The following is a 23,360-nucleotide window of genomic DNA, read 5'->3' on the forward strand; positions in this document are numbered from 1 at the left end:
AAGACCATGAACCAGCGTACGGCTTGTTGCCTCTCCCTTTAACGCTTACGAGGTTAGCTGACGGATTCGGGCGCGAGAGTCGCCCTATTTCCGGCTGTCACCGGAAAATTCACCCCATGAATGCCTACTGTCCTGGACAGCGCATTCTGTTGGTTCCCCCGTTTTCCACTCATCAATGAATGGAAACTCAGCGATTAAAACATCGTTCGTATATCTTAAGGATAAGATCGAGCGATATTATCGTTTGTTTCGTTTTTCAGGTACAATTTAGTTTAAATTGAAATTACGTTATGAATCATACACCCGTGCCATGATGGTGTAAAGTCCGCACAGATCACCGAATCGACAGATTTTCGGCAATACTCACATATAATAGCGCTTACAACAAGGTCATACTCTATCCATCTCTTTAAATCTATCTAATTCTCACTCTGACGAAAATCACTTCGCAATTCATTCACGTATTCTGCACAACTTGCCTATTTTGATGCTTTTAACACCACATTAGTTTTGCAATATTTAATTGCAACCAATATAATAGAAGATATAAGAGTAAATAAATGGAGGCGATTTAGATGACAATCTACGATTACAAAGTGAATACCCTTCGCGGTCAAGAAGTTGAAATGTCCGACTACCGTGACAAAGTGCTCCTGATTGTGAATACGGCAAGCTCATGCGGACTTACCCCTCAATTCAAAGGTCTGCAAGAATTGCAAGACAAGTTCCAGGATGCGCCATTTGAAGTCCTTGGTTTTCCAAGTAACCAGTTTGCACAGGAAAAAGGTTCTTCCGATGATATTGCCGAGTTCTGTCAGATGAATTATGGCGTAAGCTTCCCTATGTTTGAGAAAATTGATGTGAACGGCTCAAGCGCTCACCCTCTCTTCCAGCACCTTAGCACAGAAGCTCCTGGCCTGCTCGGCTCCAAAGCAATCAAATGGAATTTCACCAAATTCCTTGTGGATCAGAACGGACAGGTCATTAAACGGTATGCTCCCAAAACAACACCGGACAAGATTGAAGAAGATATCAAGAACTTGCTGCAAAAATAATACATTGGCCACCCGTAGCCGGAAGGTAGAGCACCATTGCCCCGGTAATGGATGGCCTTTTTTCTCAACTTTGATGTCAGACTGTTAAAAAAACAAAAAAAGAAGCTTTCCATTAATGGAAAGCTTCTTCTTAATCGTTCATATGATGCGGTCGAGAGGACTCGAACCTCCACGGGCATACGCCCACTACCCCCTCAAGATAGCGTGTCTGCCATTCCACCACGACCGCATGTCGTAAATAATCGGCAACAGAATTGATTATACCGGGTTCAGAACTAAAAGTAAAGTATTTTTTAATACTTCTTTTACAGCTAGGCATTTTCCACAAAAAACGCATATTCTCGTCATCTTTACCCATGAACTGCATACATTAGATTTGATCCCCTCCTTTCCGGATTGAGCTGATCTTATTGATTCATTTATATCTAGTCCTCCCTGCACTTCGCAGATATTTAACCTTATATGTTATATAAAATAACACAAATATTGAATCCCAGATTTAATCCATTAAATTTCACGGACACTATTGACAAAAAGCGGACATTTATGGGATGATAACTATCATATAATTCGGATTTTTAAACATAAAGCAATCAAAAAGGAATATAGATGTCACTTTAAGTTACATTTAACGAACACAGGAGGCGAATGATTGTGAACCGTGGGAATAAGCTGCTCGATTATGTCAAACTGCTTGATTCCTCTATTCAGGTTGGAGGGTTCACCCATTCCTTCGGCATGGATATCCATATCAGGGAGGGTACCATTCGTAATGCTGAAGATCTCGAATCATTCATGCGTTGTCAGTTGCATCCGAGCATCGTTCGTCTAGAAGGTATGGCCATCAAAGGCATCTATACCGCAGCAGATCACAAGGATACATGGCGGATAGCTCTAATCGACAAGCTCGTCCATGTTCAGCGAACCCCTGGAGATCTCAGAGAACAAGCTGCCTCCATGGGTAAACGATTGATCAGACTTGCACGCGCTCTGCACCCCTGGATTGAATTCAGCCAGCTCGAACAGATCTTTGCCAAATACGATTCGGTTGGCTGCCTCTCCACTGTTCACGCCTGGATTAACCACCACCTCGACATCCCGGTCGAGGAGGCGGTCCTTGGTTACCTGCATTCAGCCATGAATGCCTGCATAACCGAAGCCTCCAAAGTCATTCCCCTGAACAACGATACAACCAAGGATCTGATGGTCCGCCTGGCCACAGATCTGGAGAATGAATGGAAGACCGTCAGCGCCTCGGCTGCGGATGGACTGGCACAGCCAACCTCGATGTCCATGAAATCATTTTTCCCCAGTTTCCATATGCTTGGAGCTGGACTTCATGCCTACAGGGCCTAATCCTCTTCCTCCTCATACCTGCTCCCCTTTATTCAGACAAACTAAAAAACACGCGGCAACCTCCTTGCCGACGTGTTTTTTGTCATTTTATTTGTTTTATTTACGTATTTACGCCATTTATCATCACAAAATACACTTTTTTCCGTCTTTTTTAATTGTTAGATGACGAATTTACGTATATAATGAAACATACAGCTCGCATTTCTATACATTTTACATGAAGAAAGGGCGGCTGAATACTACATTCTAACCAGGGGTGAACCCTTTTGAACAAGAAAAAACCAGTTACTCCGTTCGGATGGGCCATCAAACGACGGCTAACCGAACTTCAAGTGGACCAGAAGACCTTTTGTGAACAGCACGGCATCCCACCCTATCGTTTATCCAATCTCATTCACGGCACACGCAAAGCAACCCGATTCAGGCACCTGGTCGCTGATATTTTGGATATTCCAGATGAACTGAGATAAGATTTCTGCCAAAGGAGGGTCCTATCCATGAGACATGTTACATCCGATCTGGAGAGGCTATCGTTCCAGTCCATACGTCACCAACTCATCATCGTTGATCACAATTGGATTATCCAAAGTTGTAACCGTGCCTGGCAACAGGGACTCGGTCAATGCTCACCAAACCCGGATACACACAGTAGTCATAGACATTACCTGCATCTGACAGAAGCCTGGGCAAAACGAGGCAAGAACGCTAACATGGCACTTGTCGCACAGAATTTGAAAGAACGCGGAATACCCTTTAATCGAAATCATACATATGACATCTGCGTGTATACTGTATACAACGAAAAGAGGTGGTTTCGTGTAGAACTCACCCCTCTATCTTATGCAAATTCAATTCAGGATACCGATCTCGCTTTGATTGCACACATGGATATTACCGAACAGAGAAAGACAGAACACCAATTGAAGAAGGCATTGTCTGAAGTGCGCACATTGCGCGGACTGCTGCCTATTTGCGCCGTCTGCAAACAAATCAAGGACGAAGAGGAACACTGGAACTCCGTTGAGAGTTATCTGGAGAAGCATACCCACGCCGAATTCACCCATGACATCTGTCCGGAATGCATCCGGCGGTTATATCCCAAATACTCGAATATCCTGGACAAGCGTTCCTGAAACCTCTCCACTCGCCACACTAACTACAACTACACGGAGAGATGATGTTCAAACTGCGACATATCCAATTCTTGCGGTGTCCCATGCAGGGTTATGGCCCCTTTGTCCATGATATAGATGTAGTCTGCGGCACTCCGTACAAAATCAATACTCTGCTCTACCAGCAGAACCGAGAGGTTCCCCTTTGCCTTGAGCTGCAAAATAACCTGCCGAATGTCCTCTACGATAGAAGGCTGGATGCCTTCTGTCGGCTCATCAAGGAGCAACAACCCCGGACGCGAAGCCAATGCCCGGGCGAATGCCAACTGTTGCTGCTGTCCACCACTCAGATCCCCGCCCTGCCGTCCATACATCGTCGCAAGTACTGGAAACATCGCCAGTACATCCTCCGGGAACGTTTTTACTCCCGGTGCACTTGTCTCCAGACCAAGCAATAAGTTTTCTTTCACCGTAAGCTGCGGGAAAATCTCCCGCCCCTGCGGTACATAACCGATCCCTGCCCTTGCCCGCTTGGCTGTGTCCAAAGTGGATAACTCCTGGTTTTGCCACTGAATACTGCCCTTGCGTGTTTTGAGCAGCCCCATTAATGTTTTCATCAACGTTGTTTTCCCTACACCGTTGCGGCCCATCAGACACACCACCTGTCCAGGCTGTATATCCAGGTTCACACCACGAAGCACATTGCTTTCCCCGTAGCCGGATTCAATTCGTTGCAGCGACAGCATGGTCATCCCTCCTTTTGCCCAGATACACTTCTGCCACTTTCGGGTCTGCCTGTACCTCCGCCATCGTACCTTCCTTCAGCAATTTCCCTTCATGCATCACCGTTACCTTGGCTGCGAACTCTCGCACAAACTCCATATCATGCTCCACCACCACAACCGAGCGTTCACGCGCAATCTCTTGCAGAAGCCGCCCGGTCTTGTGTGTTTCTTCATCCGTCATGCCTGCGGCTGGTTCGTCCAGCAACAACACCCGCGGCTCCTGCAGAAGCAACATGCCGATCTCCAGCCACTGCTTCTCCCCATGTGATAACGCTCCTGCACGAGCATCAACGCGGTCTTGCAGACCAATCTGGAGGGTAACATGCTCCATGGCAGCACTCATTTTCCCATATCTCCGAATGCCAATGGCTTGCAAAGGGGAACGGCGAGTCTCCGCCGCCAGTGTCAGATTCTCCTGCACCGTCAGACCCGCAAAGATCGATGGCGCCTGGAATTTGCGTCCCACCCCTTTGCGAACTATCTGGTGCTCCTTCAGTCTTGTTAATTCCGTACCATCCGCCATCTTTACCGAGCCGGACATCGGTTTGGTTTTGCCGCATATCACATCCAGCATCGTGGTTTTCCCCGCACCATTCGGTCCAATCAGAAAATGCAGGTCATGTTCATGCAGCTTCAGATTCATGCCTTTGACAGCAACGAACCCACCAAAGGCCACCGTAATATCCTCGGCTACCAACACCGTCGATTCCTCAGTAGACTTCAGGTTTTTCCCGAGTGACTTGGACATGCGCACTCTCTCCTCTCCGCTTCAGCAAGCGAACGACATGACGATATACACCTACAATACCGTTTGGCATGAACAAAACTACCGTTACAAAGAGCCCGCCAATGACAAACAACCATCCTTCGGGATAAGCCTCACTTATGCCTGTTTTGGCTGCATTCAGCACCACCGCTCCGATGACCGCTCCAATAAGCGTACCGCGGCCACCCAGCGCAACCCACAAGACCATCTCAATGGAAGGCACAATCCCCATCATCGATGGCGAGATAATACCGACCTGAAGAACAAACAACATACCCGCGATGCCTGCAAGCGCACCGGAAAAAGCAAAAGCCAGCGTTTTATATCCTGCCGGATCATATCCGAGGAATCGTACCCGATTCTCCCCATCCCGCGCAGCTTCAAGCACTTGGCCGAACCGACTGTTCACCATTCGACGACAGAGCATATAAGCGATCACCAGAACAGCAAGCGTTATATAGTAGAGAGCAATCGTCGTTCCAGCGGAATGAAGTGTAAAACCAAAGATCGAATTATATCCGGTAATGCCATTTGTTCCACCCGTCCATTCCTGTTTACCAACAAAGAGTGTTACCGTAATAAGAACCAAGGCTTGAGTCAGGATGGTAAAATAAACACCGGTGATCCGGTTACGGAACGTAAACCACCCCAGGGCAAAGGCAAGCAATGCCGGAAGGGCTATCCCCAATAACAGCGCCACCGGGAAAGAGCGAAATGGTTCCCAGAACCATGGCAGACCACCGAGACCACTCCATCCCATGAAGTCAGGAAGCGTTGCTCCACTGGCCTGAAGCTTCAGATACATCGCCATCGCGTATCCACCTAGCCCAAAGAACACACCATGCCCAAGACTCAACACACCCCCATAACCCCAGATCAGATCAAGACCAATGGCCAGGATTGCCAGCGCCAAAAACTTGGCTAACAGACTTAGACGAAACTCCGTGGAGATTAGTGGAGCAAGACACATCATGATGAGTACAACCGCCCAGATAATCCTCATTTTCAGACTGCCAGTCTTGAGTAAAGCGGACATGAACTAACCCCCTTTTTCACGTTAATCGAGACTTCGTGTACGCATCGCGACCAAACCGCGTGGTTTCCATTGCAGAAAAGCAACGATACATACAAACACGAGCACCTTGCCAATGGAAGCCGATGTATAGGTTTCGAATAGCGTGTTGAACATACCAATCCCCAATGCACCACACACGGTTCCGACCAATTTTCCCACACCACCCAGGACAACGACCATGAACGCATCCACAATATAATACGTACCAAGTGAAGGACCAATCGGACCAATGAGCGTTAATGCACAGCCAGCAATTCCGGCAATGCCCGAACCAATCGCAAAGGTCATGCCATCTACCCGCCTGGTCGAAATCCCAAGACACCCCGCCATGCTCCGATTCTGCATTACAGCCCTCATTCGTCTTCCGGAAGACGTTCGATAGATATAGAGATACATACACAACAGCACAACCGCAACCAGTGCAATAATGAAAATTCGCTTATATGGGAATACAATGCCATCCGAGATCGCCAATCCCCCATTGAGCCAGGCCGGACTGGATACTCCTACATTTGGCGCTCCGAATATCGTACGGGCCAGTTGTTGCAGCATCATGCCTACACCCCATGTCGCAAGCAGACTGTCCAGCGGCCTGCCATACAGATGTCTGATCAGCACCACTTCAAGCAACCAGCCAATCAGAGCCGCTACAATGAACGCAATCGGTAGAGCCACAACAAAGTAGGCACCAAACCACGCCGCTGGAGCATAGGACATAAACAGATTTTGTGTTACATACGTTGCATATGCACCGATCATGATCAGTTCACCGTGAGCCATATTGATGACATTCATCAGCCCAAACGTTACTGCAAGCCCCAATGCAATCAACAACAGAATTGAACTGATACTCAGACCGTTGAACATCTGCAGGATAAACATATCCATCGCTATCCCCTCCTCCATACCGTGACTCTCGAAATTTCACAACTTAAATTAGCGGCAGCAACACTTCTCACATCACAGTAACGCTTTACCGCGATATGGTGAGAGGATGTGTTGTCACACCCTCGTTTATGTTTCGGCTGCATTGAATCGAGTTGCCTGTTTTATTGCGAGGTTTCTATGTTATTTAGCGCTGAGGGAAGCTCCCCATTCATACGTTTTCAGATAAGGGTCCGGCTTGACAGGCGCACCAGAATTCCACAATTCCTTGAACTGCCCATCTTCCTGCACTTCACCGATCCGTACGGTTTTGTAGATATGCTGATTCTCTCCATCCACGGTTACCTTACCTTCCGGGGCATCAAACTCCAGACCCTTGGCAGCTGCCTTCACCTTCTCCACGTCGGTTGATCCTGCTTTTTCCACCGCCGCTTTCCAGAGATAAACCGCCACATATCCCGCTTCAATTGGATCAGCTGTCACTCGATCAGCACCGTATTTTTCTTTGTACTTGGCAACAAATGTAGCATTTTCAGGTGTATCGGTTGTCTGATAATAATTCCACGAAGCCAGATGCCCCTTCAATACGTCTGCGCCAATACCACGGATTTCTTCCTCCGCCACACTTACCGAGAGGGTTGTCATCTGATCCGAGGAGATTCCGGCATCCTTCAATTGTTTGAAGAAAGCCACATTGCTATCTCCGTTCAGCGTATTGTATACAATATCCGGCTTTGCAGCCTTGATTTTGCTTATGATGGTACTGTAATCGGTATGGCCCAGCGGTGTGTATTCTTCACCCACCACTTCGCCGCCCTCTGCTGCGAGTTGTGCCTTAATGACCTGATTGGCCGTTTTCGGGAATACATAATCTGAACCGAGCAGATAAAACGTCTTGCCCCTGTTCTCCAGTAACCAGGTTACAGATGGAACGATCTGCTGATTCGTGGTTGCTCCTGTATAAAAAATATTTGGCGATGATTCCAATCCTTCATATTGCACCGGATAAAACAATAGACCTTTGTTCTGTTCGAACACCGGGAGCATCGCCTTCCGACTCGCAGAGGTCCATCCGCCAAATACTGCAGCGACCTTATCTTGTAGTAGTAGCTTCCCAGCCTTCTCCGCAAAAGTAGGCCAATCCGAAGCGCCATCCTCAATTACAGGCTCGATCTGTTTACCCAAAACTCCGCCCGCGGCATTGATCTCTTCAATAGCAAGCATCTCGGCATCTTTAACAGATACCTCACTGATCGCCATCGTTCCGCTGAGAGAGTGAAGAATGCCAACTTTAATCGTATCACCGGAGGCAGCCGGCTCTCCTGTACCACCTGAACCCGAAGCTTCAGGCGGCGCAGTGCCCTCCACACATCCTGTCATCACAATGACCACACCGAGCAAAATACTCCATAACTTGACCGACCTCTTCTTCAATAGCCTACACTCCCTTTTTTTAGTCTATTGACGAACATTAAGGTCATTTGCGTCCGAAATGTTCGTTGATCCAAATTATGGAGGGTTACACTCTTCATGTCAATATAGCTTACATAATTTTATTTCATGCCTACTCGTTTCATGCATACTGCTAATATGCCTTGAAGCTTATTGACAAAGGATTCACCCTGTGTGAGTATAATTAACATATAACATGATCCATGAACATATCAGACATTATAAGCGAAAGGTCGGATTGCCTTGCACTGGACTGAGCAGGAAAAGGAAAAACTCCTGATTACCGTAGCCGCTAACCTCGCCCGTGAACGAAGAGCACGCGGACTCAAGTTGAATGTTCCCGAAGCCATCGCCTTGTTGACCTCCGAACTGATGGAACGAGCACGGGATGGAATGAGTGTTGCCGAATTAATGAGATACGGAGGCACCATCCTGACACGTGAAGACTGTATGGATGGTGTTCCCGATATGATTCCTGAAGTACAGGTAGAAGCCACATTCCCTGACGGTACGAAACTGGTTACTGTACACGAACCTATACGCTGAGAAAGGCAGGAGAAACCATGATTCCTGGTGAATACCGTTTGAAGCCAGATGACGACATCATCTGTCATCCGGATCGTTTAACCCTACGACTCATTGTCCTTAACCGCGGCGACCGCCCCGTCCAGGTCGGCTCTCACGTTCACTTTTATGAAGTTAATGCAGCACTGGACTTTGATCGCACGTCAGCTTTTGGACATCGCCTGCACATTCCGGCAGGCACCGCAGTCCGCTTCGAACCTGGTGAAGAGAAACCTGTTGAACTCACAACCTTTGGCGGCAAACGCCAGATTCACGGGTTCAACGGATTAACCGAAGGCTCTGCGAATCAAGCTCCTGATCCACTGAAACTGGAGGCATTCCTGAAGACGTTCTCCCCTCCCATACAAGATGGGGGTGAATCTTCATGAAACGAATGAGCCGTGAACAGTACGCGTCCATGTTTGGACCGACAACCGGCGATGCCGTAAGACTTGCAGATACCGAACTATGGGCAGAGATTGAACATGATTATGCCGTATACGGAGATGAGAGCAAGTTCGGGGGCGGCAAGGTTATCCGCGACGGGATGGGCCAGTCTACGACTGCTCTGCGAAGTGACGGCACTCCTGATACTGTTATCACCAACGCTATCATTATCGATCATTGGGGCATTGTAAAAGCGGATATCGGCATTCGGGATGGTCACATCTGCGCCATTGGCAAATCCGGTAACCCGGATACAATGGATGGCGTTCATCCCGCACTGGTCATCGGCGCTTCCACCGAAATCATCGCCGGTGAAGGCATGATTGTAACTGCTGGCGGCATTGATACCCATATTCATTTCATCTGCCCACAGCAGATTCAGACTGCATTATCCTCCGGGGTCACGACCATGATCGGCGGCGGAACAGGACCCGCAACAGGAACCAAAGCCACAACCTGCACACCAGGAGCCTGGCACATCCACCGGATGTTAGAATCGGCAGAGGCTTTTCCCATGAACATCGGTTACCTTGGCAAAGGCAACAGTTCCAGTACCGCACCTTTAATTGAACAGATTGAAGCTGGGGTAATCGGCCTGAAGCTGCATGAAGATTGGGGCACTACGCCGAGCGCTATCGATGCTTGCCTTACTGCCGCCGGGGAACATGATGTTCAAGTCGCTATCCACACCGATACACTGAACGAAACCGGATTTCTCGAAAACACCCTGGCTGCGATCAACGGCCGGACGATCCACACGTACCATACGGAAGGCGCTGGTGGCGGACACGCACCGGATATCATCCGGGCCGCTGGGGAGTCCTACGTTATCCCCTCATCAACCAACCCAACACGACCGTACACACGCAACACCGTAGAAGAGCACCTTGATATGTTGATGGTGTGTCATCACCTGGACCCTTCCATCCCGGAAGATGTCGCTTTTGCGGATTCGCGGATTCGTCCCGAAACCATCGCAGCCGAAGACATTTTGCATGATCTTGGCGTGTTCAGCATCATCAGTTCCGATTCACAGGCCATGGGCCGAGTGGGCGAAGTCATTATCCGTACGTGGCAGACAGCCGACAAAATGAAAAAACAGCGCGGTAAACTTGAACTCAACCCGGATTCTCCCTCCGATAACGATCGGATCAAGAGATATGTCGCCAAATACACCATCAATCCAGCTATTGCACACGGAATCGGTCATCTCGTCGGTTCGGTGGAAGTTGGAAAGCTGGCCGATCTAATCGTATGGAAACCAGCCTACTTCGGAGTTAAACCCGAGATTGTCATCAAAGGTGGCATGATTACATTCGCCCAGATGGGTGATCCCAATGCATCCATTCCGACACCTCAGCCGGTATTTGGCAGACCCATGTTCGGAGCTTATGGGAGCGCCATTGCCAGCGGATCCATCACCTTTGTCTCCCAAGCCGCAGCAGATGCGGGGATCAAAGAGTCATTGGGCCTGAAAAAGCGGGTTGAACCCGTCAAGGGCTGTCGCTCGGTCAGTAAAAAAGACATGATTCATAACGACGTCACCCCTGTCATTGAAGTCGATCCCGAAACCTATGAGGTACGCGCCGACGGCGAGCTTCTCACCTGTGAACCCGCAGACGAGTTGCCTATGGCACAGCGGTACTTTATGTTTTGATAGAAATAAGGATTAGCTGATAAGGGGGCACTCATGATGAACAGTGGCACGAAGCTACTCCGTTATGTTCAGCTGCTGGATTCGGCCCTGCCTATCGGTGGTTTCTCCCATTCCTTCGGTCTGGAAGCTTACACGCATGATGGCACCGTGCAAAATACCGCGCAGCTTGAACAGTTTATTCGCAGCCAACTTCATTCCAGTCTTGTACGACTAGATGGTCTTGCCATCAAAGGCGTCTATCAGGCGATAAAACAGCAAGATGCCGCTCTACTTGCCCTGTATGATAAACGTGTCCACGCCCAGCGCTCCCCTCGGGAACTCAGGGAAAGCGGCCACAAAATGGGAAAACGACTGCTCAAGCTGGCCCGTTCACTCTATCCATGGATGGACTTTTCCCTGATTGATAAGGCCATCCGGGAACATGGCGCGTATTGCGGCATCACGACCATTCACGGTTATATCAACTATCAGTTGGAGATTGAATTGGATGAAGCCGTTACCGGGCATCTGTATACCTCAGTGAACGCTTATGTGAACAGCGCACTTCGCCTGCTGCCCATCGGACAAACCGAAGCGCAGATGTTGATTCAGAAACTGCTTGATGATATCGAAGCGGAATGGGCTCTCATACGGGACAATGACCCCGAAGATATGCACAGCTTCGGAATCGCCCAGGAAATCTACGCCATGCGGCATGAGACCTTACCCGCGCGGCTGTTTATGTCTTAACTACAACTTTTATCTAACCAAGGAGGAATTGTTATGTGTGGAGGAGCTAATCATACGCATCATCCAGAGTGGGAACGTAAGGCATTTGATCGGAGTCGTCCGATGCGAATTGGAATTGGTGGACCGGTAGGCTCAGGTAAAACAGCCCTGGTGGAGAAGCTGTCCAAGGCACTGCGTACACGTTATAGCCTTGCTGTCATCACGAATGACATTTATACCAAGGAAGATGCCGAAATCTTGCTGCGTCAGAATGCACTGGCACCAGAGCGCATTATTGGCGTAGAGACAGGCGGATGCCCGCACACCGCTATTCGCGAGGATGCCTCCATGAATTTCGAAGCAGTTGACGAGTTAATTGAACGTTTCCCGGATCTGCAACTGATCTTTATCGAGAGCGGTGGTGACAATCTCTCTGCTGCATTCAGTCCGGAACTCGCTGATGTGTTCATCTACATTATCGACGTTGCCCAAGGGGAGAAACTTCCTCGCAAAGGCGGTCCTGGCATCACGCGTTCAGATCTGTTGTTAATCAACAAAACCGACCTTGCCCCTTACGTTGGAGCAAGCCTGGAAGTTATGAAAAATGATACCGAGCGGGTACGCGAAGGCCGCCCTTATGTCATGTCTAATCTAATGAGCGGTGAAGGTGTATCCGAGATTGTCCACTGGCTTGAACATCAATATATGGATGACGATGCTTCCGCTGCACATCTGCATTCACACAGCCATGAACATGGCACTCACTCGCATTAAATCATCTTCTGTCCCCACGGGAACAGAGATAAATGGGAATGAAAGTGCAGGTGCGCCCGTCACACGCCGCAGCGAGCTTCGGGCCACCTTTGCCTTCCAAGGCGACCGGACTGTCATGACTGATCGTTATTACAGCGCACCGCTCCGGTTTAGCCGATCCTTTCGACCTCCCGGAGGCGGAACCGAATTATGTGTGTACACGTCAGACGTCTCCCCCGGAGTCCTTAACGGGGATCATTATCATTCCGAGTGGGAATTAGGTGAAGGTACCCATGTCATGCTGAGCAGCACATCTGCTACCAGACTTCATCCTACACCTTCCATTCCCTCATCCGTTAATCATCACTTTCGGTTGGGAAAAGGGGCCACGCTGGAATACTTTCCTGAATGCGTCATTCCCTTCAAAGGAAGTTCTTCTTCGCTCGCTGTAACCTTTGAGCTGGAAGAAAGGGCAATCTTGGCCTATGCAGATATCTGGTCTGCCGGACGGATTCATCGGGGAGAAGTTTTCCAATTCGAGCGTTACCGCAGCTTGACGGAGATATGGCAAGGTGAACAACTGGCTGTCTGGGATCGATTCGGACTCGAACCGGATACCGATGATCCCAAACACTCCGCGTCTCTCCTTCACTATACCCATACCGCTGCGTTGTGGATGATCGCACCGGGGCTTGGTACTGCGGAGTTGGAGCAAGTCAGATCCGCGCTGCCACCAGATGGACGGATGCTCGCAGGTGCAAGTTTGCTGGCAACCGGAGGCATCGGCGTTCGACTCCTTGGCATGGCAGCTTGGGAGCTTCAGGAGCAGTGTCTTCAGATCTGGAACACACTCCGCCCCCATCTGCTGGGCAAAGAAACTCTTGTCTTTCGTAAATAAGGGCATGAAGCATGCATGGTTAATACAAAAAACCTCTGAACTGTCTCCGAGTGTGTTCGGATTAGTCCAGAGGTTTTTGTACATTCAGTCTATGGATGCTGCTCATATCACTTACGCTTCGTTTTCCTCAGAATCGTTCTCTGATTTGTTCTCAGGTTTATAGCGATAGTCGCCTGCATCCTTACTTTCTTTCGATTTGCGGTAACGGGTGAACTCAATATATTCGCTGATAAAAGACTGTTCCACAGTCGATAATTCACTTTCTTGGCAATTCAATTGCCGCAAAACGTCAAAAAAATAATCCTCCCGTTTTTCCCGAACCATCGCTTCCTTCGATGGACGTCCAATCATGAGCCAGTCAAGGCTCACATCAAAAAACGAAGCAATCTCAATTAATTTATTCGTACTCGGAATAGACTTGCCACGTTTCCAATCACCCAGATTGCCTGTGCTAATCTTCAGCTGTTGGCAGAAAGCCTTCTTGGTCATTCCTCGTTCGGCAATCAGGTGTTCAATTCGCTCATAGATCGACTGCATACAAGAACCGCCTTCCAACCGTAATAATCAACTCATCTGCTTAAATTATACCACATTATTCCTGAATGCTCAGCCTTTATATGCCTGGCACAGAATGATGTATATCGTATAACACAAAGATAGACTCCCATGAATGATCATAGAAGTCTATCTTATGTTGTTGCTGTGATGCGGTCGAGAGGACTCGAACCTCCACGGGTATACACCCACTACCCCCTCAAGATAGCGTGTCTGCCATTCCACCACGACCGCATATTCAATTGTAAAAATGGTGAGCCATGAAGGGCTCGAACCTTCGACACCCTGATTAAAAGTCAGGTGCTCTACCAACTGAGCTAATGGCTCTTGCTGTAAACTTCACCGGATGTGCCATGCTTCATTCTTGTCTATAAGAGCAATGACTTTGAGAATTACTCATCGAAAATGTACATCTCATGAGGTGGTGAAGATATGACCCGTAGGGGATTCGAACCCCTGTTACCTCCGTGAAAGGGAGGTGTCTTAACCCCTTGACCAACGGGCCTTAATAACAAGTTGTCTTTCTTGGCGACAAGAATGAGTATACCACAGGACAATTTGAACTTGCAATACTTTTTTTAAAATTTATTTTTCAAGCCTTTTTGTCCATTGCATACTGTTCTTCAGAGCCCCGTTATTCGCCACCTCCCCTATTCATGCCAATGTCATCACTATGCAGGAAAAATGTAAATCATTCATTAAAACACTTATAAAAACTTACGTTCACTTATAATATTGCAAATCACATTAAGAATACTTATAATTAAAGTATCAGTATAAGTACGGTCATCCATACACTCGGAGGTGACATGTTTGTTTCAAGAAGAACGAATGCAGCTCATTGTTGAACATCTACGCAAACACAATCGCATCTCAGCCGATGATATTGTCTCCTTGTTTGATGTATCACGGGATACTGCACGCAGGGATCTGATTAAGCTTGAGGAACAGGATGCTATTATCCGAACACGTGGCGGCGCAATTCTCCCCCCTCCTCCGCAAGAATTCAGATCCTACAAAGACCGTTTACTCGATGTATCTGAGGAAAAGAGGGCCATCGGCAAACTCGCTGCGGCCATTGTAAGGCAAGGCGAGATCATTATTCTGGACTCTTCCACGACTGTGCAGGCCTGTGCCGAGAACTTGAACGGCAAATCCTGTACCGTCATTACTAATTCGATTCATTCCGCTGATCTTCTCTCCAATCACACTGCTGTCCAGATTCGTTTGCTCGGAGGCAAAGTAGATAAGGAACAACGTTATGTCTACGGTACCTCTGTTATCGAGACCCTCTCCCACTATTATGTAGATAAAGCCTTTATCGGTATTGGCGGTATCACCATGGATGGCTTCAGCGCTTCCGAAGAGGAAGGGAAAATTAAACACCAAATGATGAAAGCTGCCAAGAAGGTTGTTGTTCTTGCAGATCAATCCAAGTTTGATAGACGTTATGGTTATCGTTTTGCCGACTGGTCATTGGTGGATGTATTGATTACGGATCAATGGCCAACCAAAGAATGGCTTGTTTTTCTAGCCGAACAACAGGTTGAGATTCTCATTCCTGAACCAACAGATGATAAGGAGTTGTAAATATATGAAATTATTTGCCACAGATTTAGATGGAACTTTGTTGAACATAGATAGCCAGATTAGCCCGGAGAACGCCGCAGCCATCCAAAAGGCCCAGCAATCCGGTATGAAGGTTACCATTGCTACAGGACGCGTCTATTCCGATGTTGTGACCATCAGCCGCGAAGGCGGAATCAAAACCCCAATTATCGGCTCTAACGGAGCGACAATTCATGATGCAGACGGTGAACGTTTATTCCATCTTCCGCTTGAGCGTGATACAGCAGCTTCCGTCATGCAGTGGCTGGAAGATCATGATGTCTATTATGAGGCTTCAACGCAACAAGGCATCTATGCCCCGCGTAGCAGTCATGAGACCTTGCTCGCCGAGATGGAACGTGTTCTTGGTTCGAACCCTGGTGAGGACATTGCACGCATGATTCGCTCCATCAAGAAACACTATGACAAAAAAGACTACCACCGCGTAAACAGCCATCTGGAAATTCCGGCAGAAGCCTACATCTATAATATTATGGCCTTCTCCATGAATCCGGACAAAGTAAAGACAGGACGAGAATACTTCGCATCCCGATCCGATGTCGCCATGGTTGTATCCTTTGAGCATAACTTCGAAATGCAGCACCCGGACGTATCCAAAGGTAATGCCCTCACCAAACTGGCGGCTCACCTGAACATCTCCATGGAAGATACAGTAGCAATCGGCGATAACTTCAACGATGTCTCCATGTTAAAAATGGCAGGACTCGGCATCGCCATGGGTAATGGCGAACCCGAAATCCAGGCATTAGCCAAAGCCATAACGCTAACCAATGTGGAGCACGGTGTTGCCCATGCCATCGAGTGCCTGCTTGAGGGTAAACCGGTGGCTCGTCCGGAAACGATTGTCGGAGAAGGTCAGTAATTGAACCCATACTGAATTAAGCACTGAACCAGCTTGGTCGCCTGTTGATCCAAGCTGGTTCAATTCATTTTAATTCCGCAGATCGAACGTGAGGCACGTCCTGTAACAAAATAATCAGTTGCTCGCCCCGGTATGAACCCGGCAGTTGCAACGTGAACTCAAGCACAGTCTCTTCCACGGAGTCTGTGCTTGTTTGCTGTTCTGTCTTAAATCCGATGACCGAGATTTTCTCCTGCCCCAGCAGTGCCAAAACAGTCTTCAGGGCCTCTCCCTCATTTTGCAGATGGATGGTTAAGGTCTCTGTTCGGGCGGATACCAGCCAGCGTGTGGGTCTATGCAGTAACATCTGTGCCACGACAATAAGCAGCGTCACGCCTGCACCCGTCCAATACAGACCTGAACCCACAGCAAGTCCCATGCCTGCCGTAGCCCATATGCCAGCCGCTGTGGTCAATCCCCTGACCGTATGCCGCTGCGTGAAGATCATGCCAGCGCCAATGAATCCCACACCGCTAACAACCTGTGCAGCGATCCTAGATGGATCAAGGGACAGATTGTCCCAACCGGCTTGATCCTGAAATCCGTACTTCGACACAATCATCATCAGGGCAGCGCCGACGGCGACCACAAAATGAGTACGAATTCCTGCCTCTTTCATTCGATTCTTGCGCTCATATCCGATTAGCACACCACATATTCCAGCTATGAGTACACGCATCAAGTATTCCACTTCCATGCACATCACCTCTTTCATTATGTATATGCTTACATGTGTCTATCTTTACTATTACCCAATCTTTCCCTGACTACATAAGTTGAACTAAAGATTATTTACACTGGCACTCCGATGACAGAACAACCTTCCAATCGCTGTTATCCCCAGATTTTTTCGATTTCCTTTTCTCAAGGGAAAATCCGGTGATAGCGTATGCTTCCGATGTAGCTTTCTTTCAGAAAGCTTTTAGGCGAGTGTGTGCTTTCGAAGTAGCTTTCTTTCAGAAAGCTTTTAGCTTCGCTTTTTCAGTTTTTTTCTGTCCTCTCCGTTATCGTGTAAATGATTAATTCATCTTATACAATAAAAGCCTCTACTCATGTCAATTCTCTGCCCGAAAATTACTCCCTCGTCTCTCTCCCAATCCGAAATAATGTCTGAAATTATATATCAGCGGATGCCATTCCTCTGGATTAATCTTGTTCGGCCCAGATATTAATCTTGTGTGCGCGTGCACCTTCAATGCTTTCACTTCAACAATCGCCATGAACGGTGTATGTTCGGGAATACGTATGTGTTGTACAGCCGCTTCAATCTGGAGCGGACATTCAGCTATTTTATCTGGAGCCACCTGAACCGAGCATTCAGATGTCAGTCCAGCTACGGTGAATTTATCATGACAATATTCATAGCCCATCTGCCTTTTCTCCTCAGGAACCGGGCTAACTCCCGTATAACGACCCAATGCCTCAACCTGTTTCCACATAGTCGCATCCGGCAAATTAATCACACACTCCCGATGTCGACTCAGATTTTCATAGGCTTTGCCTTGAGTACCTAGACCGAGAACCAGACAGTCTCCAAGCGCCCAAGACGAAGATAATGGTGACAGGTTGGTTGACCCATCCTCATTTAATGTGCTTAGCAGCAATACAGGCGTACCATAATATAAAATACTGGGATTAATCGTTTCATGTTGAATCACTGCTGGACTCTCGGACAACTGCCCTGTAGCAAAGTCCTGTTTCGTTATCTTTTTCACCCTGTACCTCTCCTGTTCCCATTCCAATGATTTATAAGCTCAATCTGACCCATATGGGACGATACAACTGGATTGTAATACAGTAATAGTTCAGATATGATCGAAGTATGAATGTATATCCGAATATTACTGTTATTGCGTCGTTAATCGCTGATCCAAGCCGTGCTATTTTTCTGTCATCCTTGCTAGATGGGCGTGCGTTGCCCGCAGGAGAGCTTGCTCATATGGCAAGTGTCACTCCCCAGACGGCAAGCAGCCATCTAGCTAAACTCGTAGAGGGAGGATTACTTGAAGTTGAACAACAAGGACGCCATCGATACTACCGTCTGGCAAACAAAGAAATTGCTAATCTGATTGAAACGATGGCCAGTATTGCTCCGCCTGTACAGATCCGTTCTCTCAAACAATCCGATCAGCTTCAACAACTGAGCCATGCACGGACCTGTTATAGTCATCTGGCCGGAAAATTGGGAATCTCGCTCTGTGAAGCGTTAGTACAGAAGGGGTATCTTTCAGAGCCCGAAGAGGCACACAGCAAGGATTATCAAGTTACAGAGAAAGGAATACAGTGGTTCACTACGTTCGGAATTGAACTTCAGATGAAGCCGGGATCACGCCGGGCCATCGCTCGCAAATGTCTGGATTGGAGCGAACGCCGTCATCATCTCTCAGGTATGCTTGGGGAACAACTCAGACATCGGTTAGCGGAACTGGACTGGATTCGTCAAAAAACAGGAAGTCGCTCTGTCCAAGTAACGGAAGCAGGCAAGAAAGGTTTATATGAGATGTTGAGCATTTCACTTTAGGCTGAAGCGTACACGAGGGATAACCAAAGATCAGTAAACGCAAAAAATCCCCTTCACACTGACCGTTAACCGGTCTAATGTGAAGGGGATTTTTTGTGCAATCAGAACGGAGAGAGAGGGGTACTCTCACTTCGTTCGAGACTGCGAAGTATTGCTAACGAAGCTTATGCTCCGACGAACCTTTAGGGTTCTCATCCCTTTGCAGAGAAGTTTAATTCAGAACGGAGAGAGAGGGATTCGAACCCTCGCACCGCTTACGCAGTCTAACCCCTTAGCAGAGGGTCCCCTTATAGCCACTTGGGTATCTCTCCAAGAAATGGCTCCCCGAACAGGGCTCGAACCTGTGACAACTCGATTAACAGTCGAGTGCTCTACCAACTGAGCTATCAGGGAAAATTAACTTGAATAAGATTAATTTATCATGATTAATAATCCAAGTCAACATCCCTTCCATCACTTTCTCTAATACATTGGATGATACACACATCAGATATTCTGAAGGCCCAGTTTTCCCGCGCAACGACCACAGCGATAACGCTTCGGATCTATTTTCCGTTTGCGCAAATATTCCGTACCACAGCTCTTGCACACCAGCTTATAACGATATGGCAGCGGCTTTCTGCCTTTGCCGTCAGGAAGTGATTGGCAGTAACGCGAGCCGCCTACCTTCTGCAATAAAGCCTTGAATTCCGGGTCACGATGCTGATAGCCGCGCCCACGAATATGCAGATGATAGTGACACAGCTCATGTTTGATGATTTTCTCAACCTCATCTCGCCCATAGGCTTCGAGTTGATGCGGATTGATCTCAATCCGGTGACTTTTGAGCATATAACGCCCACCCGTCGTGGTCAGGCGACTGTTAAACAACGCTTCATGGGTGAACGGTACTCCGAAATGATCCAGTGATACCTGTTCAATCCATTGTTGCAATTCCTCATTTTCCATCGGTATCCTCTCCTTGCACCCCCTCGGAGCATTTGTTTTTCCGGCATAATACTTGAATTTTAACCGTTTCGTAGGCTACACTGTCAAGTAGAATGTATGAGGGGAGATTATTACTCGTTATGCCTACAATGCGCTATGTCATCCTGCAGCAGGAACAACAATTGCAGTTCGTGGAAATGCCGGCAGATTACGCCTATCAACTCAGTGCGCTCAACCTGCGCCTGCACAAGGAAATTGATAAACTCACTGCAGCAGATGTCCCTGTCCTGCCTTGGGCGATCGCCGAATGTGACAGCCTCGATCTCCTAAACGAAAATCTTACTATCATCGGCGGCCTTGATTATATCAATGCGCTTGAAGAATCTTTTGCAGCACTACGTGAAAGCCATTATCCTTTGATTTCTCTGCTTACCGAAATCCGGGCTCTTCAGGCCCAATTGGAACAATGGTATGAAGAAGAGATGGAAGCTCTCTAATTCACCGCAGGTATCATTTTATAATGATGAGAACAAAAAGCACATCTCCCTGAATTGGGATTTGTGCTTTTTTTTGAGTGAAAAAGATTGATTTGCCGGAGGCCTCCACTTATCCCGCACAGTCCAGGCTATTGCCACATATGCTAACGTACAGATGAATTATGCAAGAGGAGGAGATACCCTTGCCTCAATGGCTTTGCAATCAACTGATGCGTGCATTTCACAAAAAGGACAGCCGGCAAATCAAGTTGCTGAACGAATGCTGGTTCTTTTATCGTAACAAACCAGCAAATGGCACACCACGCAGCGCGGAGAACGAACTTTAAGAGGTTGTTCATAAAAGTCTGCATCGGATTACGAAGGATGGCCTTTTGAACACGCACTTTAAGAAAATGCACATATTGCCCACCGTACTTACTAGAGGAATTAGAACGAACAACGGGACTATTACTGTCGACAACAAACAGCCTTCCTGGTCAGGGAAGGCTGTTCTCCAATCCTATTACTTAAGAAGACTGTTGCGCAGAAGCAGGCTTCTTCATCGTAAGGCCGACACGGCCTTTTTTGGTATCCACATTCATAACCCAGACCGTTACATTATCCCCGACAGATACAACATCCATCGGGTGTTTAACATATCCGTTGCTGAGCTGTGAAATATGGACAAGCCCATCACTCTTAATTCCAATATCCACAAAGGCACCAAAATCAATTACGTTCCGAACCGTACCTTGCAGCTCCATGCCTTCTACCAGATCCTCAATTTTCAATACATCTGTACGGAAGATTGGCAACGGCATTTCTTCACGCGGGTCACGACCCGGACGCTGCAAGCTGTCCAGAATGTCACGCAATGTAGGCACACCTACGTCCAGTTTCACAGCCAATTGCTCTGGCTGTTGCTCTGACAGTAATACCGACAGTTCCTTACTGCCCAGCTTGTCCAGTGCAACCTGAAGCTCCTTGAACAGCTGATCCACAACCTTGTAAGACTCAGGGTGAATAGGTGTACGATCCAATGGATTCTCGCCCTCACCAATACGCATAAATCCTACGCACTGCTCATAGGTTTTGGCACCCAGACGTGGCACCTTCTGAAGCTGACGGCGGTTCGTGAACCGGCCATTCTCTTCCCGGTACTTCACGATGTTTTTGGCAATCGTAGCGTTAACTCCAGCAACATATGACAGCAACGAAGGTGATGCCGTATTCACGTCCACACCCACATGGTTAACTGCGGATTCCACGACAGCCTTCAAGCTTTCCTCCAGAACCTTCTGGGAAACGTCATGTTGATATTGACCCACGCCAATGGCTTTTGGATCAATCTTAACCAACTCCGCAAGCGGGTCTTGTACACGGCGTGCAATGGAAGCTGCACTGCGCTCCGCAACATCCAAATCCGGGAACTCTTCCTGGGCCAGCTTGGATGCAGAATAAACACTCGCGCCTGCTTCATTAACAATCAGGTACACAAGACTTTCATCACCGTTCTCCTGAATGATCTCGGCAACAAACTGCTCCGTTTCACGCGATCCGGTACCATTACCAATGACGATCAGTCCGATATCATATTGCTTGATCATGCGATGGAATACTTCGGCAGCTTCACGTTTCTTGTTGTGTGGTGGCGTTGGGTAGGTCACAGCCACTTCCAGCAACTTGCCCGTATCATCTACTACAGCCAGTTTACAACCGGTACGATAGGCCGGATCGACACCCAGCACACGTTTGCCATGAATCGGCGGTTGAAGCAGCAGGTTACGCAGATTGGCCGAGAATACCGATATAGCCTGATTTTCACCCTTTTCCGTGAGTTCTCCACGAACTTCGCGCTCAATGGAAGGCGCAATAAGCCGCTTGTATGCATCTTCAATCACATCACGCAGGATATCCTGCACGGCAGAAGCACCACGAATGATCTGTCCTTCCATATGGCGATGGGCCGGTTCTGCCTGTACGTCCAGGCCGACTTTCAGAATACTCTCACGTTCACCGCGATTAATCGCGAGAATACGGTGTGGAGGCATCTTTTTGGCTAGTTCGCGGTAATCATAATAATTCTCGTACACGGATTCCTCTTGAGCATCCTTCGCTTCTGAAGTCAACATCCCGTGATCCAAGGTGTACCGACGAATCCAGGCACGAATGGCAGCATCATCTGCGATGTTCTCAGCGAGAATGTCTTTGGCTCCCTGAAGCGCAGCCTCCGCATCTTCTACACCCAGTTCAGCATTGATATATTTCGCAGCTTCCTGGAGTGCATCGCCTTGTTTCGGTTGACCCCAGATCCATACAGCAAGGGGTTCAAGACCTTTTTCTTTTGCCACGCTGGCACGCGTTTTCCGCTTCTGACGGTAAGGTCGATACAAGTCTTCCACTTCCTGCAGCTTCACAGCCTGCGTAATGGATTGCTTCAGTTCTCCGGTCAGTTTGCCCTGTTCCTCTATAATACGGATGACTTCCAATTTGCGATCCTCAAGATTACGCAGATAAACAATGCGTTCTTCAATCGATCGCAGCTGGTTCTCATCCAGCTCTCCAGTCATTTCTTTACGGTAGCGGGCGATAAATGGAATCGTATTGCCTTCGTCCAGAAGCTCCGACGTCGTGCGGACCTGTTTCAAGGACAGTGACAGTTCCTTGGCTACCTGTTTGATGATTCGTTCATGGCGTTCTGCCTTTATTGTTTCTTCATTGGGTTCCAGAACCGTTTCCTGTTCAGACAAAATAAATCCCTCTTTCCTTCCTGAATCGTTCGTTACAATCATTTCAGGGCAGCTTTGCTGCTGTAATTACAGTATAGTTAAACCATTT

General features: G+C 48.0%; 25 protein-coding genes, 6 tRNA genes and 1 riboswitch. Of the genes, 15 read left to right on the forward strand and 16 right to left on the reverse strand.

Going from position 1 to position 23,360, the window contains the following annotated elements; genetic code table 11:
- Window positions 1-27: 27 nt before the first annotated feature.
- A riboswitch (cyclic di-AMP (ydaO/yuaA leader) is annotated at window positions 28-203 on the reverse strand.
- Between the two features lie 372 nt (window positions 204-575).
- A complete protein-coding gene (locus MKX68_RS03885; RefSeq protein WP_338592214.1) occupies window positions 576-1,055 on the forward strand; it encodes a glutathione peroxidase in 480 nt (159 codons plus the stop codon).
- Between the two features lie 146 nt (window positions 1,056-1,201).
- On the opposite strand, the gene MKX68_RS03890 is transcribed toward MKX68_RS03885, so the two are convergent.
- Window positions 1,202-1,284: transfer RNA gene (locus tag MKX68_RS03890), tRNA-Leu, on the reverse strand.
- A gap of 425 nt (window positions 1,285-1,709) precedes the next feature.
- Here MKX68_RS03890 and MKX68_RS03895 point away from each other — a divergent pair.
- The 3 genes from MKX68_RS03895 to MKX68_RS03905 all read left to right on the forward strand — a co-directional run bounded on the left by MKX68_RS03895 (window position 1,710) and on the right by MKX68_RS03905 (window position 3,544).
- Complete coding sequence (locus MKX68_RS03895; RefSeq protein WP_340909272.1) at window positions 1,710-2,411, forward strand: urease accessory protein UreF; 702 nt, start codon at window positions 1,710-1,712, stop codon at window positions 2,409-2,411.
- Between the two features lie 266 nt (window positions 2,412-2,677).
- Window positions 2,678-2,881 carry a hypothetical protein gene (locus tag MKX68_RS03900; RefSeq protein WP_017690011.1) on the forward strand — a complete coding sequence of 68 codons (204 nt, stop codon included), beginning with the start codon at window positions 2,678-2,680 and terminating at the stop codon, window positions 2,879-2,881.
- A 27-nt stretch (window positions 2,882-2,908) separates the two neighbouring features.
- Window positions 2,909-3,544, forward strand: a complete 636-nt coding sequence (locus MKX68_RS03905) for a hypothetical protein (protein ID WP_338592207.1) — start codon at window positions 2,909-2,911, stop codon at window positions 3,542-3,544.
- Window positions 3,545-3,573: 29 nt separating this feature from the next.
- Here MKX68_RS03905 and urtE read toward each other — a convergent pair whose 3' ends face one another.
- The 5 genes from urtE to urtA form a co-directional block, all read right to left on the reverse strand.
- A complete protein-coding gene (gene urtE / locus MKX68_RS03910; protein WP_340909277.1) occupies window positions 3,574-4,269 on the reverse strand; it encodes an urea ABC transporter ATP-binding subunit UrtE in 696 nt (231 codons plus the stop codon).
- Window positions 4,247-5,056, reverse strand: coding sequence for an urea ABC transporter ATP-binding protein UrtD (gene urtD, locus MKX68_RS03915; RefSeq protein WP_340909279.1), 810 nt, complete (start codon window positions 5,054-5,056; stop codon window positions 4,247-4,249). The genes urtE and urtD overlap by 23 nt, the downstream gene beginning before the upstream one ends.
- Window positions 5,019-6,110, reverse strand: coding sequence for an urea ABC transporter permease subunit UrtC (gene urtC, locus MKX68_RS03920; RefSeq protein ID WP_340909282.1), 1,092 nt, complete (start codon window positions 6,108-6,110; stop codon window positions 5,019-5,021). Before urtC ends, urtD begins: the two co-directional genes overlap by 38 nt.
- Window positions 6,111-6,131: 21 nt before the next feature.
- Window positions 6,132-7,037, reverse strand: coding sequence for an urea ABC transporter permease subunit UrtB (urtB, locus tag MKX68_RS03925; RefSeq protein WP_036610830.1), 906 nt, complete (start codon window positions 7,035-7,037; stop codon window positions 6,132-6,134).
- 180 nt (window positions 7,038-7,217) lie between these two features.
- A complete protein-coding gene (gene urtA / locus MKX68_RS03930; RefSeq protein ID WP_340909284.1) occupies window positions 7,218-8,468 on the reverse strand; it encodes an urea ABC transporter substrate-binding protein in 1,251 nt (416 codons plus the stop codon).
- 261 nt (window positions 8,469-8,729) lie between these two features.
- Between urtA and MKX68_RS03935 the strand changes: the two genes are divergently transcribed.
- Genes MKX68_RS03935 through MKX68_RS03960 form a run of 6 tightly spaced genes read left to right on the forward strand, consistent with a single transcriptional unit; the run spans window position 8,730 to window position 13,513 of the window.
- A complete protein-coding gene (locus tag MKX68_RS03935; RefSeq protein ID WP_076209470.1) occupies window positions 8,730-9,032 on the forward strand; it encodes an urease subunit gamma in 303 nt (100 codons plus the stop codon).
- 17 nt (window positions 9,033-9,049) lie between these two features.
- Window positions 9,050-9,439, forward strand: a complete 390-nt coding sequence (locus tag MKX68_RS03940) for an urease subunit beta (protein ID WP_340909287.1) — start codon at window positions 9,050-9,052, stop codon at window positions 9,437-9,439.
- Window positions 9,436-11,154 (forward strand): urease subunit alpha, encoded by a 1,719-nt coding sequence (gene ureC / locus MKX68_RS03945; protein WP_192133143.1) that lies wholly within the window; start codon window positions 9,436-9,438, stop codon window positions 11,152-11,154. Before MKX68_RS03940 ends, ureC begins: the two co-directional genes overlap by 4 nt.
- 36 nt (window positions 11,155-11,190) lie before the next feature.
- Window positions 11,191-11,883 (forward strand): urease accessory protein UreF, encoded by a 693-nt coding sequence (locus MKX68_RS03950; RefSeq protein ID WP_340909291.1) that lies wholly within the window; start codon window positions 11,191-11,193, stop codon window positions 11,881-11,883.
- A gap of 33 nt (window positions 11,884-11,916) precedes the next feature.
- A complete protein-coding gene (gene ureG, locus MKX68_RS03955) occupies window positions 11,917-12,636 on the forward strand; it encodes an urease accessory protein UreG (protein WP_017690021.1) in 720 nt (239 codons plus the stop codon).
- Window positions 12,611-13,513 (forward strand): urease accessory protein UreD, encoded by a 903-nt coding sequence (locus MKX68_RS03960; protein WP_340909295.1) that lies wholly within the window; start codon window positions 12,611-12,613, stop codon window positions 13,511-13,513. Before ureG ends, MKX68_RS03960 begins: the two co-directional genes overlap by 26 nt.
- Before the next feature lie 111 nt (window positions 13,514-13,624).
- Here the strand turns inward: MKX68_RS03960 and MKX68_RS03965 are convergent, their stop codons facing one another.
- The 4 genes from MKX68_RS03965 to MKX68_RS03980 form a co-directional block, all read right to left on the reverse strand.
- A complete protein-coding gene (locus MKX68_RS03965; protein ID WP_036610863.1) occupies window positions 13,625-14,050 on the reverse strand; it encodes a helix-turn-helix domain-containing protein in 426 nt (141 codons plus the stop codon).
- A 169-nt stretch (window positions 14,051-14,219) separates the two neighbouring features.
- Window positions 14,220-14,302, reverse strand: a tRNA-Leu gene (locus tag MKX68_RS03970).
- Between the two features lie 17 nt (window positions 14,303-14,319).
- A tRNA-Lys gene (locus MKX68_RS03975) sits at window positions 14,320-14,395 on the reverse strand.
- A gap of 106 nt (window positions 14,396-14,501) precedes the next feature.
- Window positions 14,502-14,573 (reverse strand) — tRNA-Glu (locus tag MKX68_RS03980).
- A 308-nt stretch (window positions 14,574-14,881) separates the two neighbouring features.
- Here MKX68_RS03980 and MKX68_RS03985 point away from each other — a divergent pair.
- Together MKX68_RS03985 and MKX68_RS03990 are read left to right on the forward strand one after the other, a co-directional pair.
- Window positions 14,882-15,658 carry a DeoR/GlpR family DNA-binding transcription regulator gene (locus tag MKX68_RS03985; RefSeq protein WP_338592181.1) on the forward strand — a complete coding sequence of 259 codons (777 nt, stop codon included), beginning with the start codon at window positions 14,882-14,884 and terminating at the stop codon, window positions 15,656-15,658.
- A gap of 4 nt (window positions 15,659-15,662) precedes the next feature.
- On the forward strand, window positions 15,663-16,559 hold the full coding sequence (locus tag MKX68_RS03990; RefSeq protein ID WP_338592179.1) for a Cof-type HAD-IIB family hydrolase: 897 nt from the start codon (window positions 15,663-15,665) through the stop codon (window positions 16,557-16,559).
- Between the two features lie 64 nt (window positions 16,560-16,623).
- Here the strand turns inward: MKX68_RS03990 and MKX68_RS03995 are convergent, their stop codons facing one another.
- The gene (locus tag MKX68_RS03995) at window positions 16,624-17,295 is read right to left on the reverse strand and encodes an MgtC/SapB family protein (protein ID WP_017690026.1); all 672 of its coding nucleotides are present in this window, start codon (window positions 17,293-17,295) and stop codon (window positions 16,624-16,626) included.
- 358 nt (window positions 17,296-17,653) lie between these two features.
- The gene (locus MKX68_RS04000; RefSeq protein WP_340915274.1) at window positions 17,654-18,256 is read right to left on the reverse strand and encodes a flavin reductase family protein; all 603 of its coding nucleotides are present in this window, start codon (window positions 18,254-18,256) and stop codon (window positions 17,654-17,656) included.
- Window positions 18,257-18,420: 164 nt separating this feature from the next.
- Between MKX68_RS04000 and MKX68_RS04005 the strand changes: the two genes are divergently transcribed.
- On the forward strand, window positions 18,421-19,119 hold the full coding sequence (locus MKX68_RS04005) for an ArsR/SmtB family transcription factor (protein WP_340909301.1): 699 nt from the start codon (window positions 18,421-18,423) through the stop codon (window positions 19,117-19,119).
- 222 nt (window positions 19,120-19,341) lie between these two features.
- On the opposite strand, the gene MKX68_RS04010 is transcribed toward MKX68_RS04005, so the two are convergent.
- From MKX68_RS04010 to MKX68_RS04020, 3 genes are all read right to left on the reverse strand, one after another.
- Window positions 19,342-19,430: transfer RNA gene (locus MKX68_RS04010), tRNA-Ser, on the reverse strand.
- A gap of 6 nt (window positions 19,431-19,436) precedes the next feature.
- Window positions 19,437-19,512: transfer RNA gene (locus MKX68_RS04015), tRNA-Asn, on the reverse strand.
- Between the two features lie 93 nt (window positions 19,513-19,605).
- Window positions 19,606-20,067 carry a SprT family protein gene (locus MKX68_RS04020; RefSeq protein ID WP_036669054.1) on the reverse strand — a complete coding sequence of 154 codons (462 nt, stop codon included), beginning with the start codon at window positions 20,065-20,067 and terminating at the stop codon, window positions 19,606-19,608.
- A 119-nt stretch (window positions 20,068-20,186) separates the two neighbouring features.
- On the opposite strand from MKX68_RS04020, the gene MKX68_RS04025 reads away from it, so the two are divergent.
- Both MKX68_RS04025 and cmpA read left to right on the forward strand, forming a co-directional pair.
- The gene (locus MKX68_RS04025) at window positions 20,187-20,543 is read left to right on the forward strand and encodes a hypothetical protein (protein WP_017690032.1); all 357 of its coding nucleotides are present in this window, start codon (window positions 20,187-20,189) and stop codon (window positions 20,541-20,543) included.
- Between the two features lie 182 nt (window positions 20,544-20,725).
- On the forward strand, window positions 20,726-20,869 hold the full coding sequence (cmpA, locus tag MKX68_RS04030; protein ID WP_017690033.1) for a cortex morphogenetic protein CmpA: 144 nt from the start codon (window positions 20,726-20,728) through the stop codon (window positions 20,867-20,869).
- Between the two features lie 180 nt (window positions 20,870-21,049).
- On the opposite strand, the gene MKX68_RS04035 is transcribed toward cmpA, so the two are convergent.
- A complete protein-coding gene (locus tag MKX68_RS04035; protein WP_340909305.1) occupies window positions 21,050-23,272 on the reverse strand; it encodes a Tex family protein in 2,223 nt (740 codons plus the stop codon).
- Window positions 23,273-23,360: the final 88 nt, after the last annotated feature.

The sequence above is a fragment of the Paenibacillus sp. FSL M8-0212 genome (assembly GCF_038004645.1).
GTDB lineage: Bacteria > Bacillota > Bacilli > Paenibacillales > Paenibacillaceae > Paenibacillus.

Bases quoted from the DNA above. Each gene is read 5' to 3' on its own strand.
- MKX68_RS04005 (WP_340909301.1), top strand. From the start codon at position 18,421: ATGAATGTATATCCGAATATTACTGTTATTGCGTCGTTAATCGCTGAT.
- urtB (WP_036610830.1), bottom strand. From the start codon at position 7,037: ATGGATATGTTTATCCTGCAGATGTTCAACGGTCTGAGTATCAGTTCA.
- MKX68_RS03995 (WP_017690026.1), bottom strand. From the start codon at position 17,295: ATGGAAGTGGAATACTTGATGCGTGTACTCATAGCTGGAATATGTGGT.
- MKX68_RS03950 (WP_340909291.1), top strand. From the start codon at position 11,191: ATGAACAGTGGCACGAAGCTACTCCGTTATGTTCAGCTGCTGGATTCG.
- ureG (WP_017690021.1), top strand. From the start codon at position 11,917: ATGTGTGGAGGAGCTAATCATACGCATCATCCAGAGTGGGAACGTAAG.
- MKX68_RS04025 (WP_017690032.1), top strand. From the start codon at position 20,187: ATGCCTACAATGCGCTATGTCATCCTGCAGCAGGAACAACAATTGCAG.
- MKX68_RS03990 (WP_338592179.1), top strand. From the start codon at position 15,663: ATGAAATTATTTGCCACAGATTTAGATGGAACTTTGTTGAACATAGAT.
- MKX68_RS03940 (WP_340909287.1), top strand. From the start codon at position 9,050: ATGATTCCTGGTGAATACCGTTTGAAGCCAGATGACGACATCATCTGT.
- MKX68_RS04020 (WP_036669054.1), bottom strand. From the start codon at position 20,067: ATGGAAAATGAGGAATTGCAACAATGGATTGAACAGGTATCACTGGAT.
- urtD (WP_340909279.1), bottom strand. From the start codon at position 5,056: ATGTCCAAGTCACTCGGGAAAAACCTGAAGTCTACTGAGGAATCGACG.
- urtE (WP_340909277.1), bottom strand. From the start codon at position 4,269: ATGCTGTCGCTGCAACGAATTGAATCCGGCTACGGGGAAAGCAATGTG.
- MKX68_RS03960 (WP_340909295.1), top strand. From the start codon at position 12,611: ATGAACATGGCACTCACTCGCATTAAATCATCTTCTGTCCCCACGGGA.
- MKX68_RS03905 (WP_338592207.1), top strand. From the start codon at position 2,909: ATGAGACATGTTACATCCGATCTGGAGAGGCTATCGTTCCAGTCCATA.
- ureC (WP_192133143.1), top strand. From the start codon at position 9,436: ATGAAACGAATGAGCCGTGAACAGTACGCGTCCATGTTTGGACCGACA.
- urtC (WP_340909282.1), bottom strand. From the start codon at position 6,110: ATGTCCGCTTTACTCAAGACTGGCAGTCTGAAAATGAGGATTATCTGG.
- MKX68_RS03885 (WP_338592214.1), top strand. From the start codon at position 576: ATGACAATCTACGATTACAAAGTGAATACCCTTCGCGGTCAAGAAGTT.
- MKX68_RS03965 (WP_036610863.1), bottom strand. From the start codon at position 14,050: ATGCAGTCGATCTATGAGCGAATTGAACACCTGATTGCCGAACGAGGA.